This window comes from Terribacillus halophilus (assembly GCF_900101385.1).
Lineage (GTDB): Bacteria > Bacillota > Bacilli > Bacillales > Amphibacillaceae > Terribacillus > Terribacillus halophilus.
The window spans coordinates 1-20,023 of sequence record NZ_FMZB01000010.1 but is presented as its reverse complement, the minus strand read 5'-3'; the positions used below and the strand labels follow the sequence as shown (position 1 = coordinate 20,023).

Annotated in this window: 17 protein-coding genes and 1 other annotated feature; of the genes, 3 read left to right on the top strand and 14 right to left on the bottom strand. The window is 45.2% G+C overall.

Features of this window, described 5'->3' with window-relative positions; genetic code table 11:
* Positions 1 to 133: 133 nt before the first annotated feature.
* Positions 134 to 964 carry an STAS domain-containing protein gene (locus BLQ53_RS19330; RefSeq protein ID WP_170829727.1) on the bottom strand — a complete coding sequence of 277 codons (831 nt, stop codon included), beginning with the start codon at positions 962 to 964 and terminating at the stop codon, positions 134 to 136.
* A gap of 185 nt (positions 965 to 1,149) precedes the next feature.
* Between BLQ53_RS19330 and BLQ53_RS15230 the strand changes: the two genes are divergently transcribed.
* Positions 1,150 to 2,013 carry a manganese catalase family protein gene (locus tag BLQ53_RS15230; RefSeq protein ID WP_093728169.1) on the top strand — a complete coding sequence of 288 codons (864 nt, stop codon included), beginning with the start codon at positions 1,150 to 1,152 and terminating at the stop codon, positions 2,011 to 2,013.
* Positions 2,014 to 2,053: 40 nt separating this feature from the next.
* On the opposite strand, the gene BLQ53_RS15225 is transcribed toward BLQ53_RS15230, so the two are convergent.
* The 11 genes from BLQ53_RS15225 to tyrS form a co-directional block, all read right to left on the bottom strand.
* Positions 2,054 to 2,989 carry a DUF2382 domain-containing protein gene (locus BLQ53_RS15225; RefSeq protein ID WP_093728168.1) on the bottom strand — a complete coding sequence of 312 codons (936 nt, stop codon included), beginning with the start codon at positions 2,987 to 2,989 and terminating at the stop codon, positions 2,054 to 2,056.
* Positions 2,990 to 3,117: 128 nt separating this feature from the next.
* Positions 3,118 to 4,161 (bottom strand): galactitol-1-phosphate 5-dehydrogenase, encoded by a 1,044-nt coding sequence (locus tag BLQ53_RS15220; RefSeq protein WP_093728167.1) that lies wholly within the window; start codon positions 4,159 to 4,161, stop codon positions 3,118 to 3,120.
* Positions 4,162 to 4,175: 14 nt separating this feature from the next.
* The gene (locus BLQ53_RS19000) at positions 4,176 to 4,322 is read right to left on the bottom strand and encodes a hypothetical protein (protein WP_170829726.1); all 147 of its coding nucleotides are present in this window, start codon (positions 4,320 to 4,322) and stop codon (positions 4,176 to 4,178) included.
* A 14-nt stretch (positions 4,323 to 4,336) separates the two neighbouring features.
* Positions 4,337 to 4,879, bottom strand: coding sequence for a deoxyribose-phosphate aldolase (gene deoC / locus BLQ53_RS15215; RefSeq protein WP_244499363.1), 543 nt, complete (start codon positions 4,877 to 4,879; stop codon positions 4,337 to 4,339).
* 50 nt (positions 4,880 to 4,929) lie between these two features.
* Entirely contained in the window at positions 4,930 to 5,967 is a 1,038-nt protein-coding gene (locus BLQ53_RS15210; RefSeq protein WP_093728166.1) for a zinc-binding dehydrogenase, read from the bottom strand.
* Positions 5,968 to 5,987: 20 nt separating this feature from the next.
* Positions 5,988 to 7,247 (bottom strand): galactitol-specific PTS transporter subunit IIC, encoded by a 1,260-nt coding sequence (locus BLQ53_RS15205; RefSeq protein ID WP_093728165.1) that lies wholly within the window; start codon positions 7,245 to 7,247, stop codon positions 5,988 to 5,990.
* A 66-nt stretch (positions 7,248 to 7,313) separates the two neighbouring features.
* A complete protein-coding gene (locus tag BLQ53_RS15200) occupies positions 7,314 to 7,598 on the bottom strand; it encodes a PTS sugar transporter subunit IIB (RefSeq protein WP_093728164.1) in 285 nt (94 codons plus the stop codon).
* Complete coding sequence (locus tag BLQ53_RS15195) at positions 7,598 to 8,086, bottom strand: PTS sugar transporter subunit IIA (RefSeq protein ID WP_093728163.1); 489 nt, start codon at positions 8,084 to 8,086, stop codon at positions 7,598 to 7,600. The genes BLQ53_RS15200 and BLQ53_RS15195 overlap by 1 nt, the downstream gene beginning before the upstream one ends.
* The gene (locus BLQ53_RS15190) at positions 8,079 to 10,163 is read right to left on the bottom strand and encodes a BglG family transcription antiterminator (RefSeq protein WP_093728162.1); all 2,085 of its coding nucleotides are present in this window, start codon (positions 10,161 to 10,163) and stop codon (positions 8,079 to 8,081) included. Before BLQ53_RS15190 ends, BLQ53_RS15195 begins: the two co-directional genes overlap by 8 nt.
* A 171-nt stretch (positions 10,164 to 10,334) precedes the next feature.
* Complete coding sequence (locus BLQ53_RS15185; protein ID WP_093728161.1) at positions 10,335 to 10,841, bottom strand: YflT domain-containing protein; 507 nt, start codon at positions 10,839 to 10,841, stop codon at positions 10,335 to 10,337.
* A 119-nt stretch (positions 10,842 to 10,960) separates the two neighbouring features.
* Positions 10,961 to 12,238, bottom strand: a complete 1,278-nt coding sequence (gene tyrS, locus BLQ53_RS15180) for a tyrosine--tRNA ligase (RefSeq protein ID WP_093728160.1) — start codon at positions 12,236 to 12,238, stop codon at positions 10,961 to 10,963.
* A 50-nt stretch (positions 12,239 to 12,288) separates the two neighbouring features.
* Positions 12,289 to 12,495 (bottom strand) — a binding site (T-box leader).
* A 119-nt stretch (positions 12,496 to 12,614) separates the two neighbouring features.
* On the opposite strand from tyrS, the gene BLQ53_RS15175 reads away from it, so the two are divergent.
* Positions 12,615 to 15,320 (top strand): transglycosylase domain-containing protein, encoded by a 2,706-nt coding sequence (locus tag BLQ53_RS15175; protein ID WP_093728159.1) that lies wholly within the window; start codon positions 12,615 to 12,617, stop codon positions 15,318 to 15,320.
* Positions 15,321 to 15,355: 35 nt separating this feature from the next.
* On the opposite strand, the gene ccpA is transcribed toward BLQ53_RS15175, so the two are convergent.
* The gene (ccpA, locus tag BLQ53_RS15170; protein WP_093728158.1) at positions 15,356 to 16,351 is read right to left on the bottom strand and encodes a catabolite control protein A; all 996 of its coding nucleotides are present in this window, start codon (positions 16,349 to 16,351) and stop codon (positions 15,356 to 15,358) included.
* 171 nt (positions 16,352 to 16,522) lie between these two features.
* Entirely contained in the window at positions 16,523 to 17,617 is a 1,095-nt protein-coding gene (locus BLQ53_RS15165) for a bifunctional 3-deoxy-7-phosphoheptulonate synthase/chorismate mutase (protein WP_093728157.1), read from the bottom strand.
* Positions 17,618 to 17,785: 168 nt separating this feature from the next.
* Here BLQ53_RS15165 and BLQ53_RS15160 point away from each other — a divergent pair, with 168 nt between their 5' ends.
* Positions 17,786 to 19,909, top strand: a complete 2,124-nt coding sequence (locus tag BLQ53_RS15160; RefSeq protein WP_093728156.1) for a cell division protein FtsA — start codon at positions 17,786 to 17,788, stop codon at positions 19,907 to 19,909.
* The last annotated feature ends 114 nt before the right edge of the window (positions 19,910 to 20,023 follow it).

The following is a 20,023-nucleotide window of genomic DNA, read 5'->3' as shown; positions in this document are numbered from 1 at the left end:
ATGTAACCCCTCCGATAGTTGATAGTTTTTACTACACACATCCTATTGTACTACCTTGGGCAAAAAATATGAATTAAGTCGAATCCTGTCGAAAAAGAAAAGAAGACCTCCTAAGCTCTTCCTTCCGTGTCATCTATCTTGCCAGCATGATTTTCTCTACCGCATTTTTCAAGGAACTCGTTGTCTTTAGCTTATGAAGTGGTATACCTAGCTGAGTGGACGTTTGTGCGATTTCAGGTCGCATGCCCGAGAGGATCGTTTCGACACCAAGCAGCTTCAAGGCTTCGATGATGGAAAAAATTCGCTGGGCTACCAATGTATCGATGACGACAACACCAGACATATCGATGAACAGATGATCGACCTCAAGCGTAGCACAGCTATGGAGAACATTATCCATCATGAACTGGGCCCGATTCGTATCGATTTCACCTACAAGCGGCAGCAGCGCCACATTTGGAGTCAAGGAAATGACCGGCGTACTCAGCTCCAAGATCATTTCCTGCTGTGCCTGCAATTTAAATTCAGATTGTTTGGCGTTTTCACGAATGAACCACACAATCACTTGGTTAAAGGAATCGGTTATTTTCTCGTAATAATCAAGTGCCGTTTGCGCATCCACATTCTTTTCTTTACAGAAGTCACGCAGCAGCTCCAGATACAAAGCCTGATTACGGTAAAATTCATTAATGATTGCATCGATCGGAGTATCAAGATGACGGTCATCCTTGGCAATGGATGCAATCCAATCCTCGAATGCTTCACAAGACGCGTTCGAATCTTGATTTAACACTTCACAAAATTGTCTATGAAACCCTCTATTCTGATCTTTCAATCTTGCTATCACTTCCGGGTCACCAACAGCATACACACCGCTTGTCTTGTCAGCAGCTGCATACCACTTCTCTACGATTTCATCTATATTTTTTAAAAAATGCTGATGTAATTCCTGTTGATATAGCATTTCTCTGCTCCTTATTTCTTTTTTTACTAAATAGACACTTTTTACTATAGCGTCTTTTATTGGGCTTATCCACAATGAACAAGCGAAAGAGAAAAAAAATAATACCATTTTCCTAAGTGTAGATGAATAAGTAAATTCTTGGCGACAAACACTAGAGGTAAATCAAAAAAATGGGGTGCAATTAGATGTATTATTATAAAGAGGAATTAATCAATATCATTAAACCAGATAAGCCGGATCCTGCTGCTGCGAAAGTACTGCAAGAAATCCTAGGCGGTCATTATGGGGAAATGCGCACTATGATGCAATTCTTCTTTCAAAGCTCCAATTTCCGGGGGAAAGAGAAACAGTTCCGCGATCTTTTGCGCGGAATCTTCCTGGAAGAGATTGCGCATGTAGAGTTGGTACAGAATACCATCAATGCCTTGCTCGATGAGTCCGGTGAAGGCGGAGCGGGAAATACTGCGCCTAATGGAGCCCCACTTTCCGGTCCGATCGAGGATACACCAAACGTGAATCCTCACCACTATATAATCGGTGCCCAGTCTTCCATCCCATTCGATGCATCAGGCAATCCGTGGAATGGCTCCTGGGTCTACAACCATGGAAATCTTATCGCCGACTTGTTAAATAACGTCGTTCTCGAATCAACAGGAGTGCTGCAAAAGACACGTATTTATGAGATGAGCTCCAATGCCACATTCCGGGAAACGCTAGGTTTCCTCATCGTCCGTGACAACGCCCATCAAAATGCTTTTGCCAAAGCATTGGAAACACTGGGAGTCGATTGGGGCAAAACCTTCCCGATTCCAAATTACGATATCAATAAATATCCGGAATGCAAAAAATTCGTCGACATGGGCTTTCATAATACCCAATTCAATTTCCGTCTTGACCAGACCCGCATCGCTGAAATTATCCAAGGCACGGTTCCTAGTCGAAATGGCGGCGAATTTAGTGTTTCCCAGCCGCCAGCAGGTTTCCCTGTACCGGAATTACCGGATCTGCCGAACGAGCATAGCAGCGGATTAAGCGATTTGAATCGATAACAAACAGAAACCTCACCGCAAATCAACGGTGAGGTTTTCCTTACTTCAAATCTTTATTATTTTTTGTACTGTCTTTGATCTCTGCTTCTTCTCGTCTTACTTTCTCGTTTACATGAACATTATCATTTACATCTTTCTTATTGACGACGATTTCTTCTTTGACGATATCCTTCTTATTAACATCCACTTTTTCTTCATAAACCGGGACATGGATGCCGTCTTTTTCCGCATATGCTCCTGTATTTTTATCAGGTTCACTCACTTTATTCACTGGACGACGCTCGATATTTACTTCCTGATTCGTAACTGGAACGTCAAATTCCTCCTGATCAGTCACCGTGCGTTTTTCTACATCTACTGCGCCGGATTTCACCGAATTAGTATCCACATCCACTACCTCTTCATGTAATTCCATTTGTTCTGTCTGAGAAGTTTTTGGATTGTCCTTGTTGCCAGGCTGTGTATTGCGTGCTTCGATTGCTTGGCGATCTCCACCCGCTCTTCGTGTATCGTCTTTTGATGAGTACAGATTCTGATCAGCAGAAGCTGTAGTGCCAGGTTGCGCGTTACCTGCTCCAGTCACCGGGCGATTCTTTTCTGCTGGTGAGAGGGCCTTATTATTTGCGTTAGCTTCTGACTGCAATTTTTCTCTGGCGGAAGGGTCTACAAATAATAGAATTTTTCCGTTTTTCAATTCATCTACATATCGATCTGTTTCTGTTTGATTCAAATTCAATTTCTGTAATGTTTTCTCTTCTGGATCATCTCCGGAAAACAAAGCAGATACTTTATCGCCGAAGGAACCCTTCGCTTCTTTGTAATTCACACGCAGCCGGTCAGCCAAAATGGACGATTCAGGTTTCTTATCGGTGATCACCGTTACGTTGTTTTCTTGAATTCCTTTTGATTTCAATTCATTTACCCTTACAACCACATCATTCTCGTTTTGGAAGGTTTCAATTTTGTGTGCTAGCATGTTGTCATACCTCCTATATCTTGTTGAAGTGTTGCATGTTTTTTATGTTCCCGGCATGAAAATAAATAAACATATCTCTGTTTTGCCAACAAAAAGAAGATACAGCTACCTGCATCTTCTTGTAATTCTTACGGCTGGAATAGTACTTTCACCGCATCGATACTTCGGTCTGTAAGCTGTTTGAACATTGCTGGACCTTCACTTAATGGTATGTGGTGACTGATCATTTTCCGTCCGTTTATTTGACCAGTTTTCATATAATGGATAGTATTGAACCATTCCTTGCCAGGAAAAGGAGCGGATAATGCATTCCAGGATCCATGAATCGTCAGTTCGTTCCTGACAATTTTTTCGAAATAATTTCTTTCAATATTTATATCAGCGTATGGAATCCCAAGATAAACAACCTCCCCTCCCTTTTTCGGGAGTGCCAATACTTGCGCGGAAGTTATTGGTGATCCCGCCGATTCAACAGCCAAGTCGACACCTGCACCATCCGAATATGCTAATACCCCATCATGGGCCGGTATGGAACTTGCATCAATCACATGATCAGCGCCTACTTCTAAGGCAATATCCAATTTCTTCTTATCGATGTCGATCGCAATGACTGTTTTGGCGCCGAATATTTTAGCCCATTGGATGGCAAACATTCCGATACTCCCTGCCCCCATTACGGCAACTGTCGCGCCGGGCCTGATCTGTGTCAGATAAAAACCATGTGCCACGACCGCTGCAGGTTCGATCAAAGCCGCCGTCGCAACATCCACCTCAGGAGGAAGCGGTATGACATGGGCAGAAGGGAGCTTTACATACTCCGCGAATGCACCCGGCATCTTTGATCCGATGACCATCAGTTCCTTACATCTTGACGGGGATCCACTTTTGCAGTGTACACATTTTCCGCATGCATATGTGGGGCAGGCAGCTACTCTGTCACCAACTTGGACGTTGCTGACACCGCCGCCGACTTCTGCGACAGTGCCAGCAAATTCGTGCCCGAACGTCATTCCTGGACGATAGGGGCCAAGCTTTTTATAACGTGATAGATCAGAACCGCATATGCCGGCAGCTTCCACCTTTATAATGACATCGTGATCTGTTTCAACCACTGGCTTAGGCGATTCTTCATATCTTATATCCTCTATTCCATACAGATTCAGCGTCTTCACGATGCTACACCTCTTTACGTCTGTTTCGATTTCTTGCCTGTAAACAGCCTCCATAATACAACGCCGATGATGATTCCATTAAAGATCAGCTGGTGCTCAAAATAGAAAGCGCTCACTCCCCTCAAGGAACCAAGCATGAAGTCAAGCATCATTTCTACCATGTTATCCCTCCAGACTAGTAATCCGTATCCGATTTTTCGTTATGGATGATGGCAACAGCACCACTTGCACCAATCCGTGTTGCTCCAGCTTGCATCATCTTGACAGCATCGTCATATGTCCGAATGCCTCCAGCAGCTTTTATCCCGATTTTCCCTTGTACGATTGATGATAGAAGTTCGATATCTTCCACTGTCGCACCTCCACCGTTAAAGCCGGTGGCAGTCTTCACGAAGTTGGCTCCGGCAGCCATCACAATTTCTGTCGCTTTCCGTTTTTCCGTATCATCCAAGAGAGCTGTTTCAATGATCACTTTTGTCGTCAATCCATTGGCAGCTTTCACTACGGCATCAATATCCTGATAGACAGCATCGTATGCGCGTGACTTCAATGCTCCCAAGTTGATCAGCATGTCAATTTCGGATGCACCGTCCTCGATTGCTGCCTTCGTTTCTTCTACTTTGACCCTCGTCATGGCTCCACCCAGCGAAAAACCGATCGGCGCTCCGATTTTTATGTTATGCGGCGAAAGAATCGTAAAGGCATACGGTGGGAGCAAGCATCGTATAATCGATTACCTCGATTAATTTTTCTTTTTCCATCGGCTTCTCACCCTTCTTTCACTGGCGTCAAAAGGACTTTGATTGCTTCACCAGATTTGATCGACTGATAGGCCTGCTCCCATTCCGTGATATTGAATACGTGGGTGACCAATGCGGCTGCATCGACGGCACCGCTTGCCATCAGGCTCAAGGAAGGTTCCCAATCGGCAGGCTTTTGGCTTCTGCTCCCAACGATCCTTAATTCCTTTTGGATGACCTGTTCCATATCAAATGGTACCGAAGCTTCCGCAAACAAACCTACTTGCGCGTACTGCCCCTTCTTACGCAGGAGTTTCAATCCTTGACGCGCCGCAGGGACTGCTCCGGAACATTCGAAGACGACATCGGCCCCATAACCGCCTGTCAATCTTGAAATAAGTTCCTCCAGTGACTCTTCCTGGATATTGACCACATAATCGATACTTAACTCTTTTGCTTTCTCCAGGCGGACTTTATCAGAAGATAGACCGGTAATGATGACAGCCGCCCCTTTACTTTTGGCTACTTGCGCAGTCAATAGGCCAATCGGACCCGGTCCGATCACTACGACGATATCACCTTGTTGAATTGTCGTTTTGGCTGCTGCATGATGTGTGCAGGCAAGTGCCTCTGTCATCGCTGCTGACTGGTCATCGACATTGTCAGGGATTTTGTGGATGCTTGCGGCTCTTGCAATAACGTAATTCGCAAACCCTCCATCTTGCTGCGTTCCAAGCCCTTTACGATAGTTGCACAAGTTATAATCCTTCTGCTGACAATACGCGCACTCACCGCATATATAAAAAGTCGTCTCGGATGTCACCCGGTCTCCCGGCTTGAAACCGGTGACATTTGCGCCCACTTCTTCAACGACACCGGCAAATTCATGCCCAAGCGTAACCGGAGCCGCTACCCGATAGCTTCCTTCATACGTATGGATATCTGATCCGCAAATGCCTGCGTACGTCACCTTGATTTTCACTTGATCCTCTTTTGGGAATGGTTCTGGTTTGTCTTCTACTACGAGATTTCCATACCCCAACTGCTTTTTCACCAATGCTTGCATGAAGTGATCCTCCTAATCCATCAATTGAATAATGCGAAGAACTTCCAAATGATCCAGTTGACTAAGTTGCCCCCCTGGTCGATACTCGAAACCATGGCGGACCCTTCCGGCATCTCGATATCGGCGCTTGTTGTCATTTCCGTGAAAATAGGGGCTATGTCTGTAGCCATATATAAAGACAAGGCAATCATGATCGTCCCGGTAATGACAGAATGGATGATGTTCCCTTTGGCTGCTCCTACGATGAAAGCAACAATGAAAGGTATCGTAGCTAAATCCGCAAATGGCAGGACAGCATTACCTGGCAGGATGACTGCCAATAGTACGGTGATCGGCGTCAGGATCAAAGCCGTGGAGATGACAGCAGGGTGACCCAATAGCACAGCTGCATCCAGCCCGATATTGATTTCGCTGTTTCCAAATCGCTTGCTGAGCCAGTTCCTTGCAGACTCCGATACCGGCATCAGCCCCTCCATCAAGATTTTCACCATACGCGGCATCAAGACCATGACAGCCGCCATCGCCATACCGATTTCGATGATGTCCCCAACTCCGTATCCAGCCAGCGCACCAATGGCTGCACCTAATAGCAATCCGATTACCATCGAGTCTCCGAATATCCCAAATCTCTTTTGAATCGTTTCTGGATCGGCATGTATCTTGTTCAAACCCGGAACCTTCTCAATCAGCTTTACGATCAAGATACCTGGTGCATAGGAAATCGTGCTTCCGGTCGCCACTGTGACACCCGGCATTTCATAAAAGTCCTCTACCATCGGCTGTGTCCAATCGGCTACTTTCAAGCAGACAATCTGGAATAGGATAGCCGCAATCAGTCCTTGTACGACACTTCCTGAAACCGTATATACCACAGCAGCCATAAATGTATAGTGCCAATAATTCCAAATATCCACGTTCATTGTTTTCGTCGTCTTGGTCACCAGCATGACAACATTGACAACTAGACCAAGCGGGATGATAAATGCAGCCACTACAGATGCCCAAGCAATCGATGACGTAGCCGGCCACCCGACATCAATGACATTGAGATCCACGCCCAAACGGTCAACCATCTGCTGTGCAGCCGGTCCTAAATTCAGTGTCAGCAAGTCAACCACCAGGAAAATTCCGACGAAAGCCACCCCGATGGTTAAACCTGACCTGAACGCCTTCCCAGGCTTTTGACCGAACAAAAGTCCAAGAAGGAAGATTGCCACCGGCAATATCACCGTTGCTCCCAAGTCCAGAAAACTTTGTAAGAACCCGACAAATGATTCCATCACACAGCCCCCACTTTTTTAGAAATTGAGGTCGATTCCACAAAACCCGGAACCGACTCCCAATTTTTATTTTTTCAATTCAGTCAAGATTTGTTCCTTTGTTTCTTCCAAACCGATTCCTGTCAGGAACGAGCGTGCATTGATCACGGGAAAAGGATAGGATGTTTTCACCATAGCTGTCGTCACCAGCAGATCAGCTGTATCGACATAGGACTGCACTTCTGCTATTTTGATTTGAATCAGATTGACATCGATTTTATTTTCCTTCGCCATCTCTTCAATTGCACTGTTTACGACAGTGGAAGTGGCAATACCAGCGCCACAGGCGACCAATACTTGTTTTTTGGCCATTATCTGTCACCTCCTTTACTTGCAGTCAAGCTTAGCTTTCTATCAATTAGTTGGACAACTTCCTCTTTTGTCTTGGAATCATATAAATCTCGCAGCGTCCCTTCATCTTGCAAAAAGGTCATAAGATCTTTTAATAACGATAGCTGTGCATGTGACTCCTTCATCGCCAGCATAAAAATAATACTTACCGGTGTCTCCATCGAAGCTTCTCCCATCACTCGGAAAGCAGCTGGCTCCTTCAATACCGCAACACTGATTGCATTCTTTTTGACATGCTCGATATCCGTGTGCGGGATGGCGACAGATATAGACGAATTCGTCGGCAAACCTGTCGGATAATCTTTCTCCCGCTCCATGATACCGGATACAAAGCTTGTTTCGACTAAATCTTCTTTTACAAGATTCTCCGCCATTTCACGCAATATATCCTCACATGTCCCTGTCATATGCAGAAATACAAGATTTTCACCTAGATAAAATTCAGCCATAATACAACTCCTTCTCCTTTACAGCGTCATTGGAATATTGATGGATGATCCTTCTCATCTCTGGTATACCTGCAGCATTTATCATGTTTTTCACATCCTCTTCACACTTGGAGAGTTTCATGAGCTGCATGAGTGCATGTATGTGCTCCTTCTTGTCCTTCGCCGCGATGACTACTAAAATATGAATGCGATGTCCAAAATACTGCACACCATTTTTTATCTTGAGCAGACTCATTCCGGTTCGGACAACGCCATCTTCAGGTGAGGCATGCGGGATAGCTATACCGTTTCCTATCACGATATATGGATCTTTCTCACTGCTTTTGATCATGGCGTCAATGTATCTGTCTTCGATGATCCCTTTATCGAGCAAGATACCAGCACAGGATCGTACAGCCTCTTCCCATGATTCGGTTTGATATGTCATCTTTACATGCTGGTTCATCAAAAAATCCGATAGCTCTAGCGGCTGTGCCTCTTCCAAAGTTGTACGAACCACATGCTGATCCACTTCACTGAGATATGCCTGGAGTTCCTGTTCCAGCGCCTGCTTATTTTTGACTGTTGCATGATTACGGATGATTTGCATGATATCGCTTGTCCTTACTTCCTTGGAAACAAACCCATGAATATAGGTTAGAACCTGTTTTCTGAGGAGCCTTTTTTCGTGGGTATCCAACATCGTCTTCGTTAGGAACAGCTTTTTTGATGTCTCCAATAAGACTGGTGAAAATACAATATCGTAATCCAAGTCGTATGTGATGAATTCGCGAACGGACATGCTATCCAGAAATACGAATTCCGGGAAAAGACCGCTTAACTCATGGAACATCAGCTTGGAAACTGAAACACCTTGCGGACACACCACAATCGCTTTAACTTTCTCCCTGATGCTTTCACCCTGCTGCCTGATCCAACCACCGATAAGCAAGGTGATGTATACCTGTTCGTTTTCCGGAATTTCACTTTGTATGAAGCTTTTCAGTGGATCAAGGGAGCGTTTGACCAACTGATGCAATGAGCGGAATTCCCCGCTTAACACACCTGGAACTGGTGTAGTGTCCGTAAGGTTGTATTTAATCCGGTAATAAGCCGGCTTGATATGCTGCATCAGTTTATCAAGCAGCTGCTTCCGTTCCTGGACACGGATACAGGAAACCTTCTCAAAAAGACTGAGCATACTATCGACTGCAGGGAATAAATTGGGGATTGTATCCTCCGATTCCAGGTTTGCCGTTATCACATTGGCCGACAATAAATGGAGGGTGATAAAAAGCTTTTCTGCTTCCGGCAATCCTTGCTGATCGAATAACAATTCCTCTGCGGCTTGGTATTCTTTTGTTCCAGCCAATTCCTTATAACGTATCGGAGAGTCAGCCAAGCACTCTCCCTTTCTGATCCGCTCTAGAATGAGGAATAAAGTTATCGGCATCGTCTTCATTTTCTCGTCAGTGAATTTGATCGATAGTTTTTTTTCTACCATCTCAATTCTGTTGCGAAAGGCATCCACACAATCTTTTTCCAGTTCTAATACATCCATTAATTCAGGAAGTCCATCGTCCGTTTCCAGTAATTCCATTAATGCAGACATTAAAGCTTTTCGTAGTTGAAATTCATTTCCTTCCATGTAGTAACCATGTTTTCGGCTGTATCGTATATGCAGATGAAAAGGTTCAAGCTGCTTCTCCAAATTCTTCAAATCCCGCAATATGGTGTTTCTGCTGATACGCAATGCAATCGAGAAATGATCCAATGACAGGTAATCCTTGCTTATTAGCATACAAAGAAGGAGATGCGTCCTTTGCCGAACGGTCAAAATGGAAGAATGTTTCTGTTCCGCTGTTTCTTTCACATGGTTCAGTGCCGTAAATACTTTTTCATCGATAAGAAAATGCCCCTGAGATGTTCGCTCGATCAATGGCAATCCAATATGTTCAAGCCAGCTATTGATCTTATGGATGGAATAACCAAGCTGCCTTTTTGAAAGGTCGAATTTCTTCTCCATTAAAGCACTGGATATGCTTGGATTGCTTAATAAAGCATCCAATATAGCAGAGCTGCGTTCATTGAGATTCATCAAATCCTCCTTTCGTTACATTCATCTTAACACCGGGTTATGAATTTTGTATGCGCTTTCAGTACCATCGATTGAAGAATGGATGTACAGCATGGGACGGAACCCAATACATGTCTTTGAACACAAAAAAAGCTCCGACAGGACATGCTGTCGGAGCTTTTTGATATCGACTTATCTACTTGTCTTATTCCATTCATTGGCCTTCTGATCTTTCGTATTCGGTTCTGCATGAAGTCCATCATTCGGTTTATCGGCTGCATAAAGGCCATCTGCAGTCATACCCTTCTCAGCTTCCGTTGCCTGCTCCGTACGATCCTTTGCAGCTGCTGGCCGGGGGTGAGTTCGGGTTGCCGGAGCATTTTTTGCATACAGCAATACTTTTCCTGCTTTTAGCTCATCTGCATAGCTCTCTTTTTCAGCTTCTGACAGACCTAAGTTTTTGAGGACCTTCTCTTCTGGATCTTCACTGGAGAAAAAAGAGGCAAGTTTTGCACCGAAGGAACCATTTGCTTCCCTGTAATGGACATCTCTCTTGTCACCAAGGATGCTGTCCGCAGGTTTTTTATCAACGATGATCATGATATCTTGTTCCGGTACGCCAGAGGAAATCAGTTCGTTCACTTTCACTTTTGCATCACTTTCATTCAGGAATAATTCGATTGTAGTTGTGTTAGCCATGATTTTTACCTCCTATTATTTACTTTCTGTAAATGCGGAAGCGCTTCATGGTTTTTACATTCCCCTTGCCCTGTTCATCAAACATGAAAAGCACCGTCCTGTTGGGACAGTGCTTTTCATTACGCGAATTTTACCAACGTATATTTTTTCTTACCGCGACGGATGATGATGAATCTCCCATCGATTCGATCTGTTTTTGTAAGAACGCGGGATACATCTCCTTCTTTTTCACCGTTGATGCGGATTGCACCATTTGTGATGTCTTCCCTTGCCTGACGTTTGGAAGGGGAAATCCCCGCTTCCACCAGCATATCGACAAGCGGCTTATCTTCGTCGACAGCCGTGTGGGACGGAACATCTTTGAAGCCTTGTTCAATTTCTGCACCATTCAAGGACGCAATATCGCCACTGAAAAGTGCTTCAGAAATTTTTATCGCTTGTTCCAGTGCTTCGTTACCATGTACAAGCGTAGTCATCTCTTCGGCAAGCTTTGTCTGCGCCAGGCGTTTTTCCGGCTCTTTCTCAACGCTCTCTTCGTAAGTTGCGATTTCTTCAAGGGACATGAAAGTAAAGTATTTCATGAACTTGATGACATCCCGATCATCTGTATTGAACCAGAATTGGTAAAACTCATAAGGAGTCGTGCGTTCCGGACTTAGCCACACTGCTCCACCAGCTGTTTTACCGAATTTCGTTCCGTCTGCTTTCGTGATAAGCGGAACTGTCAAAGCGAATGCTTTGTCTGGAGCTTCTTCATCGTTCCCTGCATATGTCCGGCGAATCAATTCCATGCCAGCTGTGATATTGCCCCATTGATCACTACCACCAATTTGCAATGTCACATTTTCCTTTTCGTGCAAACGCAGGTAATCCAAAGATTGCAAAATCATGTATGTGAACTCCGTGAAAGAAATTCCATTCGCCAGCCTTGACTCAACAGAATCCTTTGCCAGCATGTAATTGACTCCAAAATGCTTCCCTATGTCGCGAAGGAAATCGATGATGCTCATGGAACCAAGCCAATCTTTATTGTTTACCGCTTTGGCAGCATTCTCACCTTCATCGAAGTTCAGAATTTTGGCCAGCTGCTTCTGTATACCTTGGCTGAAACGCTCAACTGTAGCTGCATCGTTCAAATTACGCTCATCAGAACGACCACTGGGATCCCCTATCATTCCTGTGCCTCCGCCGATAAGTGCAATCGGACGGTGACCTGCTTGCTGGAACCGCTTCAGCATCAACATCGGCACCAAATGCCCGATGTGCAAGCTGTCAGCTGTAGGGTCGAATCCGCAGTACAGACTTACTTGCTGGCTGGACAGATGCTTCTCCAACCCTGCATCATCACTTGTTTGCTGAATTAAACCCCTGTCTTTTAAATCCTGTAAAATTGACATTCGATCACACTCCCTGCTTCCATTTGAAAATAAAAAAACCCCGTCCCCAAAAAAGGGACGAGGAAATAACTCGCGGTACCACCCTTGTTGCAGTATGAACTGCCACTCGGTTTGCTAACGGATATACATCCGTCTCCTGCTTGAACAGGAGAAGCTCCAGCCTGTACTTGGCAAAACAACTGTATACTGACTCGCACCGGCCGTCAGCTCTCTGCAACAGGGAATTGTTCCGCTACTATAACCTTCAACGCAATATTTTATAATGACTGTTCCTTCATTATTACCACATAGAAGTGAATAATGCAACAAGGATTTTGGACTCACTACGGAAATTGACTATTATGGTATAATAGACAAACCAATTCGGGGGTGAAATATGCAAATCAAAGCAATATGGACGAGAATAAGCAAACGAATTGCCGAAGCTTGGAAGGCTGGGCGAATTCAGCGGAATTCTCGTATCACATATGACGTCATCTGGAACTTATTTCTCTTTTTCCTACTTATAGCTGGCGTCGGGATCTTCTTTGCTGCGGGAGCTGGTGCTGGATATTTTGCATCACTTGTAAAGAATGAGCCCGTCCGATCCTATGACTCTATGAAAGAAGAAATCTACAATTATGAAGAGACTTCCTCCATTTATTTTGCGGATAATATTTTCTTAGGCAATATTAAGACCGACCTCTATCGCGAAGATGTGAAACTCGATGACATTTCACCATATGTCATTAATGGCATTATTGCAACAGAGGATGATAATTTCGAAACTCATGACGGAGTAGTCCCTAAATCGATTCTCAGGGCGCTCATGCAGGAAGCAACGAACTCTGACATGAAGACGGGCGGCAGTACGCTCACCCAGCAGCTCGTCAAAAACCAAATATTGACCAATGAGGTATCCTTTGAAAGAAAAGCCAAGGAAATCATACTCGCCATGCGCTTGGAAAAAGTGCTGAAGAAAGACGAAATTCTGGAAGCATATATGAATATCGTCCCATTTGGGAGGAATGCTTCCGGTGACAATATCGCCGGCGTCCAGACAGCTGCCCAAGGCATCTTCGGTGTGGATGCCAAGGATCTTACCCTGCCGCAAGCGGCTTTCCTAGCCGGATTGCCTCAGAGTCCGACGGCGTATTCACCGTTCACCAACAGCGGTGAATTGAAAGAAGAGACGGCCATTCAACCCGGTTTGAATAGGATGAAGCAAGTACTCAACCGGATGCTCGATGAGGGTTATATCGAACAGCAGGAGTACGATGACGCTATCGGCTATGACATTACCAAGGATTTTGCAGAAGCAAAACCGGTGGCTGCCGACGACTATGGCTATCTGACTACCGAGGTCGAGCAGCGAGCAGCGGATATCATCGCCATACAGCTCGCTGAACAGGATGGCCATTCCGAGAAGGATTTGAACAAAGATAATGATTTGAAGAACGATTACCTGGAAAAAGCAGAACGCGATATTCGTCAAAAAGGCTACCAAATCCATACAACGATCAATAAAGATATGTATGTTGCCCAACAGAAAATCGCAAAAGAATACGCTTATTATCAGCCGGATCATTGGGTGGAACGGACGAATAGTGACGGAGAAACGGAGACTGTTTCCGAGCCGATCGAAGCCGGATCCATCATGATCGAGAATAGCACTGGTAAAATACTTAGCTTTGTCGGTGGACGGGATTATGAGGAAAACCAAGTGAACCATGCCACTGACACGAAGCGTTCCAATGGCAGTACGATGAAGCCGCTGCTTGTGTACGCCCCAGCGATGGAAGAAGGCACGTTGCAGCCGGGAAGTGTAATCGGTGACTTAAGCAAGAAATTCACTGTCCCTGGATCATCAAAAACTTGGAATCCTGGAAACTACGGTGGAGTATACCATGGACTTGTAACTGCACGAAAAGCGTTGGAAGAATCCTATAACGTACCAGCCGCGAAAGCCTATAAGGAAATAGTCAACCTTGATCCCGCCAGCAAATACTTGGAAAGCATGGGGATAACGACTTTGACTGAAGGAGACCACTCCCAGCTAGCAGCTTCCCTGGGCGGTTTGGACTACGGTACCACTGTTGAAGAAAACGTCAATGCCTATGCAACTTTCGGTAATAATGGCGAATTCACGGACGCTTATATGATCGAATCGATCACTACAAAAGATGGCAAAGAGATTTATAAACACGAATCCAAATCGAACAAAGTGTTCAGCCCGCAGACAAATTATTTAATGCTTGATATGATGCGAGGTGTCCTGAACAACGGTACGGCTACGTATGCGAAATCCCAGCTGTCCAATAAGAATGTGGATTGGGCCGGTAAAACTGGTACATCACAGAATTACCATGATTCCTGGTTCGTTGCCACCAACCCGAATGTAACAGTCGGCGTGTGGATGGGGTATGATAAACAAGCTTCCATCCAGACCTCCGGAATGAGCTATAGTCAGCGAAACCAATTGCTATGGACACAATTAGTCAATAGTGCCACAAAAATCGATCCCAAGCTGATGGCTCCAAGCGAGTCATTCAAGCAGCCTGACGGATTGACAAAGGCGTCCTATTGCGCAATTGGCGGCGGCAAACCAACGGACCTTTGTAAACAAGCTGGAATGGTCAAAACCGATTTGTTTGATATAGATCATGTACCAACGAAAGCGGATGACAGCCTGATCAAACAGAACGGTAAAATTGTGCTCAACCCAGATTATGTTAAGGAAAATGGCTTGCAGGGCGTCAGCATCGAACAGCTCTTCCCTAACAACGAAAAAGTCCAAAAGCTGATTGGGAAAGCAGCAAGCAGCAGTGCATCATCGAAATCGGATGATACTAAAACCGTAAAGACAAGTTCCGGTGCTCCGCTGCCGCCGACGAATGTACAAAAAGCGGATAAGAAATTGACGTGGACACAATCAAAAACAGGAGATGTGAAAGGGTATCGCATCCTGCAGAAGCAAGGAGACAGTTTCAAGCAAATCGGATTCAGCGATCAATCCTCCTTCAATCTTCCAGACAATGATTCCACCTATCAAATCAAAGCTGTCGGCGCAAATGACAAGGAATCAGAAACCATTACATTATAAAAAAACTAGCGTATCCAATTGGATACGCTAGTTTTTTATTTGGTCGAATTCCGTTCGATGATGCGGTGCGGAAGGATGACATTCTTCTCTGATACTTCCTCTTTATTCATCAGTTTTGTCAGTAGACGCATGGCTACAGCACCGATGTCGTAAGTAGGCTGTACGACAGTGGAAAGAGTTGGGCGGACCATCGTCGCCAGTCTCGTATTATCATATCCGACCACTTCAATATCTTCCGGTACACGCAAACCATTGTCTTGGAAACCATGGATGACACCAAGTGCCATTTCATCAGAAGAAACGAATACTGCAGAAGGACGATTTGTCAAATCTACCAGCTGCTTTGCCGCTTCCAAACCGGAATTGTACGTATTGTTAGCTTTTACGATGTACTCCTGTTTCACTTCGGCATTGTTTTCCATCACGGCGCGAAGATAACCTTTGTATTTCTGGTTATTCGTTTCAGCTTCTGCCGTTCCTGCAACAAATGCCGGATGTTCATGATCATGATCGATCAGCAATTTCGTCGCTTCATACGCAGCTTGTTCATAATCGATTGCGACAGATGGCGTATCTCCTGTTCCTTGTACATTGGCTGCAATGACGATCGGTACAGGGGATTTCTCGAACTGCTGCAATAGCTCCTCGCTGATTTTGCCGCCCATGAAGACAATACCGTCCACTTGTTTCTCCAGCATGCTGTTGAACAATGTAAGTTCTTTATCTGGATTCTGATCGGAATTGCTCAGGATCATATTGTATTTATACATCGTTGCAATATCCTCAATCCCGCGGGCAAGCTCGGAGAAGAAGATACTGGAGATATCCGGTATGATTGCCCCGACTGTTGTCGTTCTTTTACTCGCCAGCCCCCTGGCTACTGCATTTGGACGATACCCAAGCGCTTCGATTGTACTAAGTACTTTCTTCCGGGTTGCAGGTTTTACGTTCGGGTTGCCGTTTACCACACGGGATACGGTTGCCATCGATACGTTCGCTTCGCGGGCAACATCGTATATGGTTACATTCATTGTGTCATTTCCTCCTATATTCCTTACACGATTCCAATCATCTAAAGATGATAATATCAATTTGTATGTTTATTCACATATTCTTTACCCATTATACCAGAGTTTTGAACATTTCAGTAGAACGAGATGCAAAAAACGCTTGATACAAAAGGATAGCTATGTTCCCAGCAGTCAATCACCGGATGGGATACGGCTTGCATAACTGCTGTGCGCAATAAGATCCTGATAGAACGCATCGAAACGAGGTAAATCCATTTGCTGCGCTGCATCGGAAAGAGCAACAGCCGGATCCGGATGGACTTCCGCCATAATACCATCAGCCCCGATTGCCAGAGCCGCTTTCGCCGCTGGAAGCAGCAGATCCCGTCGTCCAGTGGAATGGGTGACATCGACCATTACCGGAAGATGCGTCTCTTGCTTCAAAATCGGTACAGCAGTGATATCCAGCGTATTCCTTGTTGCAGTCTCGTACGTACGTATTCCCCGTTCACAAAGGATGATGTCATTATTTCCGCGGGAGCTGATGTATTCCGCTGCATGGATGAATTCAGAAATGGTGGATGCCATACCTCGTTTTAATAGGATTGGCTTGTTTATATCCCCTGCTGCTTTAAGCAATTCGAAATTTTGCATATTGCGGGCGCCGATTTGGATCACATCCAAATATTCTGCCGCCTTTTCGATATCTTCGGGTGCGACGATTTCGCTGATGACAGCCAAATCATACGTATCGGCAATCTTTTTCAAGATGCGAAGCCCCTCTTCACCCAGCCCTTGGAAATCATAAGGAGATGTACGCGGCTTGAAAGCCCCGCCGCGTAGGAGCTTGAGACCTTTGTCCTGAAGGGAGCCGGCAACTTTGGCTGTTTGCTGATAGCTCTCCACAGAGCATGGTCCAAAAATGAACTGTGGCGTACCATCACCAATTTTTGTCCCCTTGATGTTGATGACCGTGTTTTCAGGCTTCCGACGTCGCGAGACAAGCAATGCTTTGTGCATGTCGTCTTCCTGAAGCTCCAAACCTGCCTTGAAGATCTCTTTGAATATATGCTGAAGTGTAGCATCTTGGAATGGCCCTTTATTGTTATCCGCTATAACATTCAGCATGTCTCTTTCACGGACTGGGTCGAAGCGTTTTGTTCCTTGCTTTTTCTTCACTTCACCGATTTCCTGGACCAGCTTTCCCCGTTTATTGATCATGGCAAGCAGCTCCAAGTTCACTTCATCCAATTTTTTTCGCAAAATCGCTAATTCATCCATATTCATCGCTCTCTCCCACTCTATTTCTATTATATCCAGCTCAGGTAATTAGCAATCATTATAGCTAAAAGTTTACGCGCTGTCATCCTTAAATAGTGTAGAATGAATCTAGGAGTTTCATAAGATTTCATTATTCAGTAAAACTAATAGTTCACTGCGGAAAGGAATATCGTCTTGAAAGAAAGAATTTTTGCCTTGGATATCGGAACAAGATCTGTTGTCGGTATGCTGTTGGAAGCAGATGCCGGCGTCTATACATTGATAGATCACGAGATGGTGGAGCATGATGAGCGCTCGATGCTTGACGGTCAGATTCACGATGTTGTGGCCGTTGCACAAGTCATTTCGGAAGTGAAGCACAAATTAGAAGAAAAACACGGTCCGTTGTATAAAGTATGTGTCGCAGCCGCCGGACGTTCGCTGCAGACAAAACGTGTCCGGATTCGCCATTCCATCTCCGAACGAGGAGTATTGGACAAAGAGCAAGTACAGCACTTGGAGCTAAGTGCTGTCCAGCAGGCTCAATATGAAATTGCGCAATCGAAAGATAAGAGTTCGGATTATTATTGTGTCGGCTACTCCGTCTTACATTATCAGCTCGACGAGCAAGACATTGGATCCCTTATAGATCAGCAAGGTAATGAAGCAAGTGCGGAGATCATTACTACTTTCCTGCCGAAGGTTGTAATTGAATCGTTGCTATCCGCATTGAAGCGAAGCAATTTGGAGATGGATGCTTTGACATTAGAGCCCATTGCCGCAATCAGTGTCCTCATCCCACCCTCCATGCGCCGTTTGAACGTAGCGTTGGTCGATATCGGTGCCGGAACCAGCGATATCGCTATAACCAATGAAGGGACAATCACGGCATATGGCATGGTGCCAAAAGCAGGGGATGAAATCACGGAAGCATTGAGTGATCATTATTTGCTCGATTTTCACGTAGCGGAAGCAGCCAAACGGGACTGGGCCGAAAAAGATGCAATCACAACGATGGATATCCTCGGTTTCGAACAGCAGCTGAATGGTGATCAGGTTGAGCAGGATATTGGCCATGCGGTCGATCAGCTGGCAGAAGCAATCGCAGCTGGCATCATCCAGCTGAATGCTGTCGCTCCGAAAGCTGTCATGCTCGTTGGCGGCGGAAGTCAGACGCCTGGTCTGGCTGGACGCTTGGCAAGTATGCTCGAGCTGCCCGAAAATAGAGTAGCCATCCGCGGGACAGAAGCAATTCAGCCGCTTGCAAAAACGGATAATGTACCAGTAGGACCGGCGTTTATTACTCCTATAGGTATTGCGCTGGCTGCTAAACAGAACCCAGTCCATTATGTCAGCATCGAAGTAAACGGACGAGTCATTCGTCTTTTCGATATGAAGAAGCTGACAGTCGGCGATGCATTGCTCGCTGCAGGTATTCAAATAGCACGACTCTATGGTAAACCCGGTGCTGCCTGCATGATTACATTCCAAGGAAAACCACTCACCCTGCCAGGCACAATCGGAAAAGCGCCGAAAATAAGATGCAATCAACAGCTTGCCGGTCTTGATTCGCCGATATACGATGGAGACAAGCTGGAAGTGGAAGCGGGAGAGGATGGTTTACCGGCACAAGTGACTGTACATGATATAACTGGCGATTTGGAACCGATGACTGTCTTCTATAATGGCGAATCGTACCAAGTGAAACAACAAGTGCTCGTAAACGGACAACCGGTTCAAACTTCACACCGCCTGGAAGATAGGGATGAGGTCCTGTTGCAGAGAGTGACTACCGCAGAACGCTTTTTACACGAACAAAAGCTGCCGCTGCCAGCATTGCCCGAGACAAAGGAATATGAGGTCTTCATCAATGATAAGCCAGTATCGATTGAAACTTTCGGTCAGGTATTTACTATCAATGATGTTCCGGCACGACTGCGGGATCAAGTGACCGATGGCGATAGTATCCGAATACAAGAACGAAAAGTCCCGACTGCAGCTGAATTGCTTTCTCATTTGCAGACAGACACCCCAACAACTTTAACCGTTGAATTTAACGGAAGTACCATTAAAGTGACACCACCTGCAGCACAGCTATATAACAAGGAAAAACCAGTGGAGCTTGATGAGCCGATCCCGAGCGGCACCAGACTACACATGCGCGTTACAACTGATCAGTTCATCATTCAGGATATTTTCCGTTTCGTTGATATTGATTTGACAAAAGTTAGCGGGAATTTCCAACTATACAAGAACGGTTCACCAGCATCCTTCCATGATGTATTATCTCCTCATGATAAGATCGAGCTGACCATGTAAAAAAAGCTGTACGCGATTGTAGACTAACCTAGTCAAATGGGACATAAAAAAACACCCTTCAAGTGGTACACTTAAACTAAGTGTCAATTTGGAGGGTATTTTTTATGCAGAAAA

Excerpts from the sequence above, each read along its gene's own strand:
- tyrS (WP_093728160.1), bottom strand. The coding sequence starts at position 12,238 with ATGTCAATTTTACAGGATTTAAAAGACAGGGGTTTAATTCAGCAAACA.
- BLQ53_RS15210 (WP_093728166.1), bottom strand. The coding sequence starts at position 5,967 with ATGCAAGCATTGGTGAAAAAGCAGTTGGGGTATGGAAATCTCGTAGTA.
- BLQ53_RS15225 (WP_093728168.1), bottom strand. The coding sequence starts at position 2,989 with ATGCTAGCACACAAAATTGAAACCTTCCAAAACGAGAATGATGTGGTT.
- BLQ53_RS15185 (WP_093728161.1), bottom strand. The coding sequence starts at position 10,841 with ATGGCTAACACAACTACAATCGAATTATTCCTGAATGAAAGTGATGCA.
- BLQ53_RS19330 (WP_170829727.1), bottom strand. The coding sequence starts at position 964 with ATGCTATATCAACAGGAATTACATCAGCATTTTTTAAAAAATATAGAT.
- ccpA (WP_093728158.1), bottom strand. The coding sequence starts at position 16,351 with ATGAATGTAACCATATACGATGTTGCCCGCGAAGCGAACGTATCGATG.
- BLQ53_RS15190 (WP_093728162.1), bottom strand. The coding sequence starts at position 10,163 with ATGAATCTCAATGAACGCAGCTCTGCTATATTGGATGCTTTATTAAGC.
- BLQ53_RS15205 (WP_093728165.1), bottom strand. The coding sequence starts at position 7,247 with ATGGAATCATTTGTCGGGTTCTTACAAAGTTTTCTGGACTTGGGAGCA.
- BLQ53_RS19000 (WP_170829726.1), bottom strand. The coding sequence starts at position 4,322 with ATGGTAGAAATGATGCTTGACTTCATGCTTGGTTCCTTGAGGGGAGTG.
- BLQ53_RS15175 (WP_093728159.1), top strand. The coding sequence starts at position 12,615 with ATGCAAATCAAAGCAATATGGACGAGAATAAGCAAACGAATTGCCGAA.
- BLQ53_RS15165 (WP_093728157.1), bottom strand. The coding sequence starts at position 17,617 with ATGAATATGGATGAATTAGCGATTTTGCGAAAAAAATTGGATGAAGTG.
- BLQ53_RS15200 (WP_093728164.1), bottom strand. The coding sequence starts at position 7,598 with ATGGCCAAAAAACAAGTATTGGTCGCCTGTGGCGCTGGTATTGCCACT.
- BLQ53_RS15230 (WP_093728169.1), top strand. The coding sequence starts at position 1,150 with ATGTATTATTATAAAGAGGAATTAATCAATATCATTAAACCAGATAAG.
- BLQ53_RS15195 (WP_093728163.1), bottom strand. The coding sequence starts at position 8,086 with ATGGCTGAATTTTATCTAGGTGAAAATCTTGTATTTCTGCATATGACA.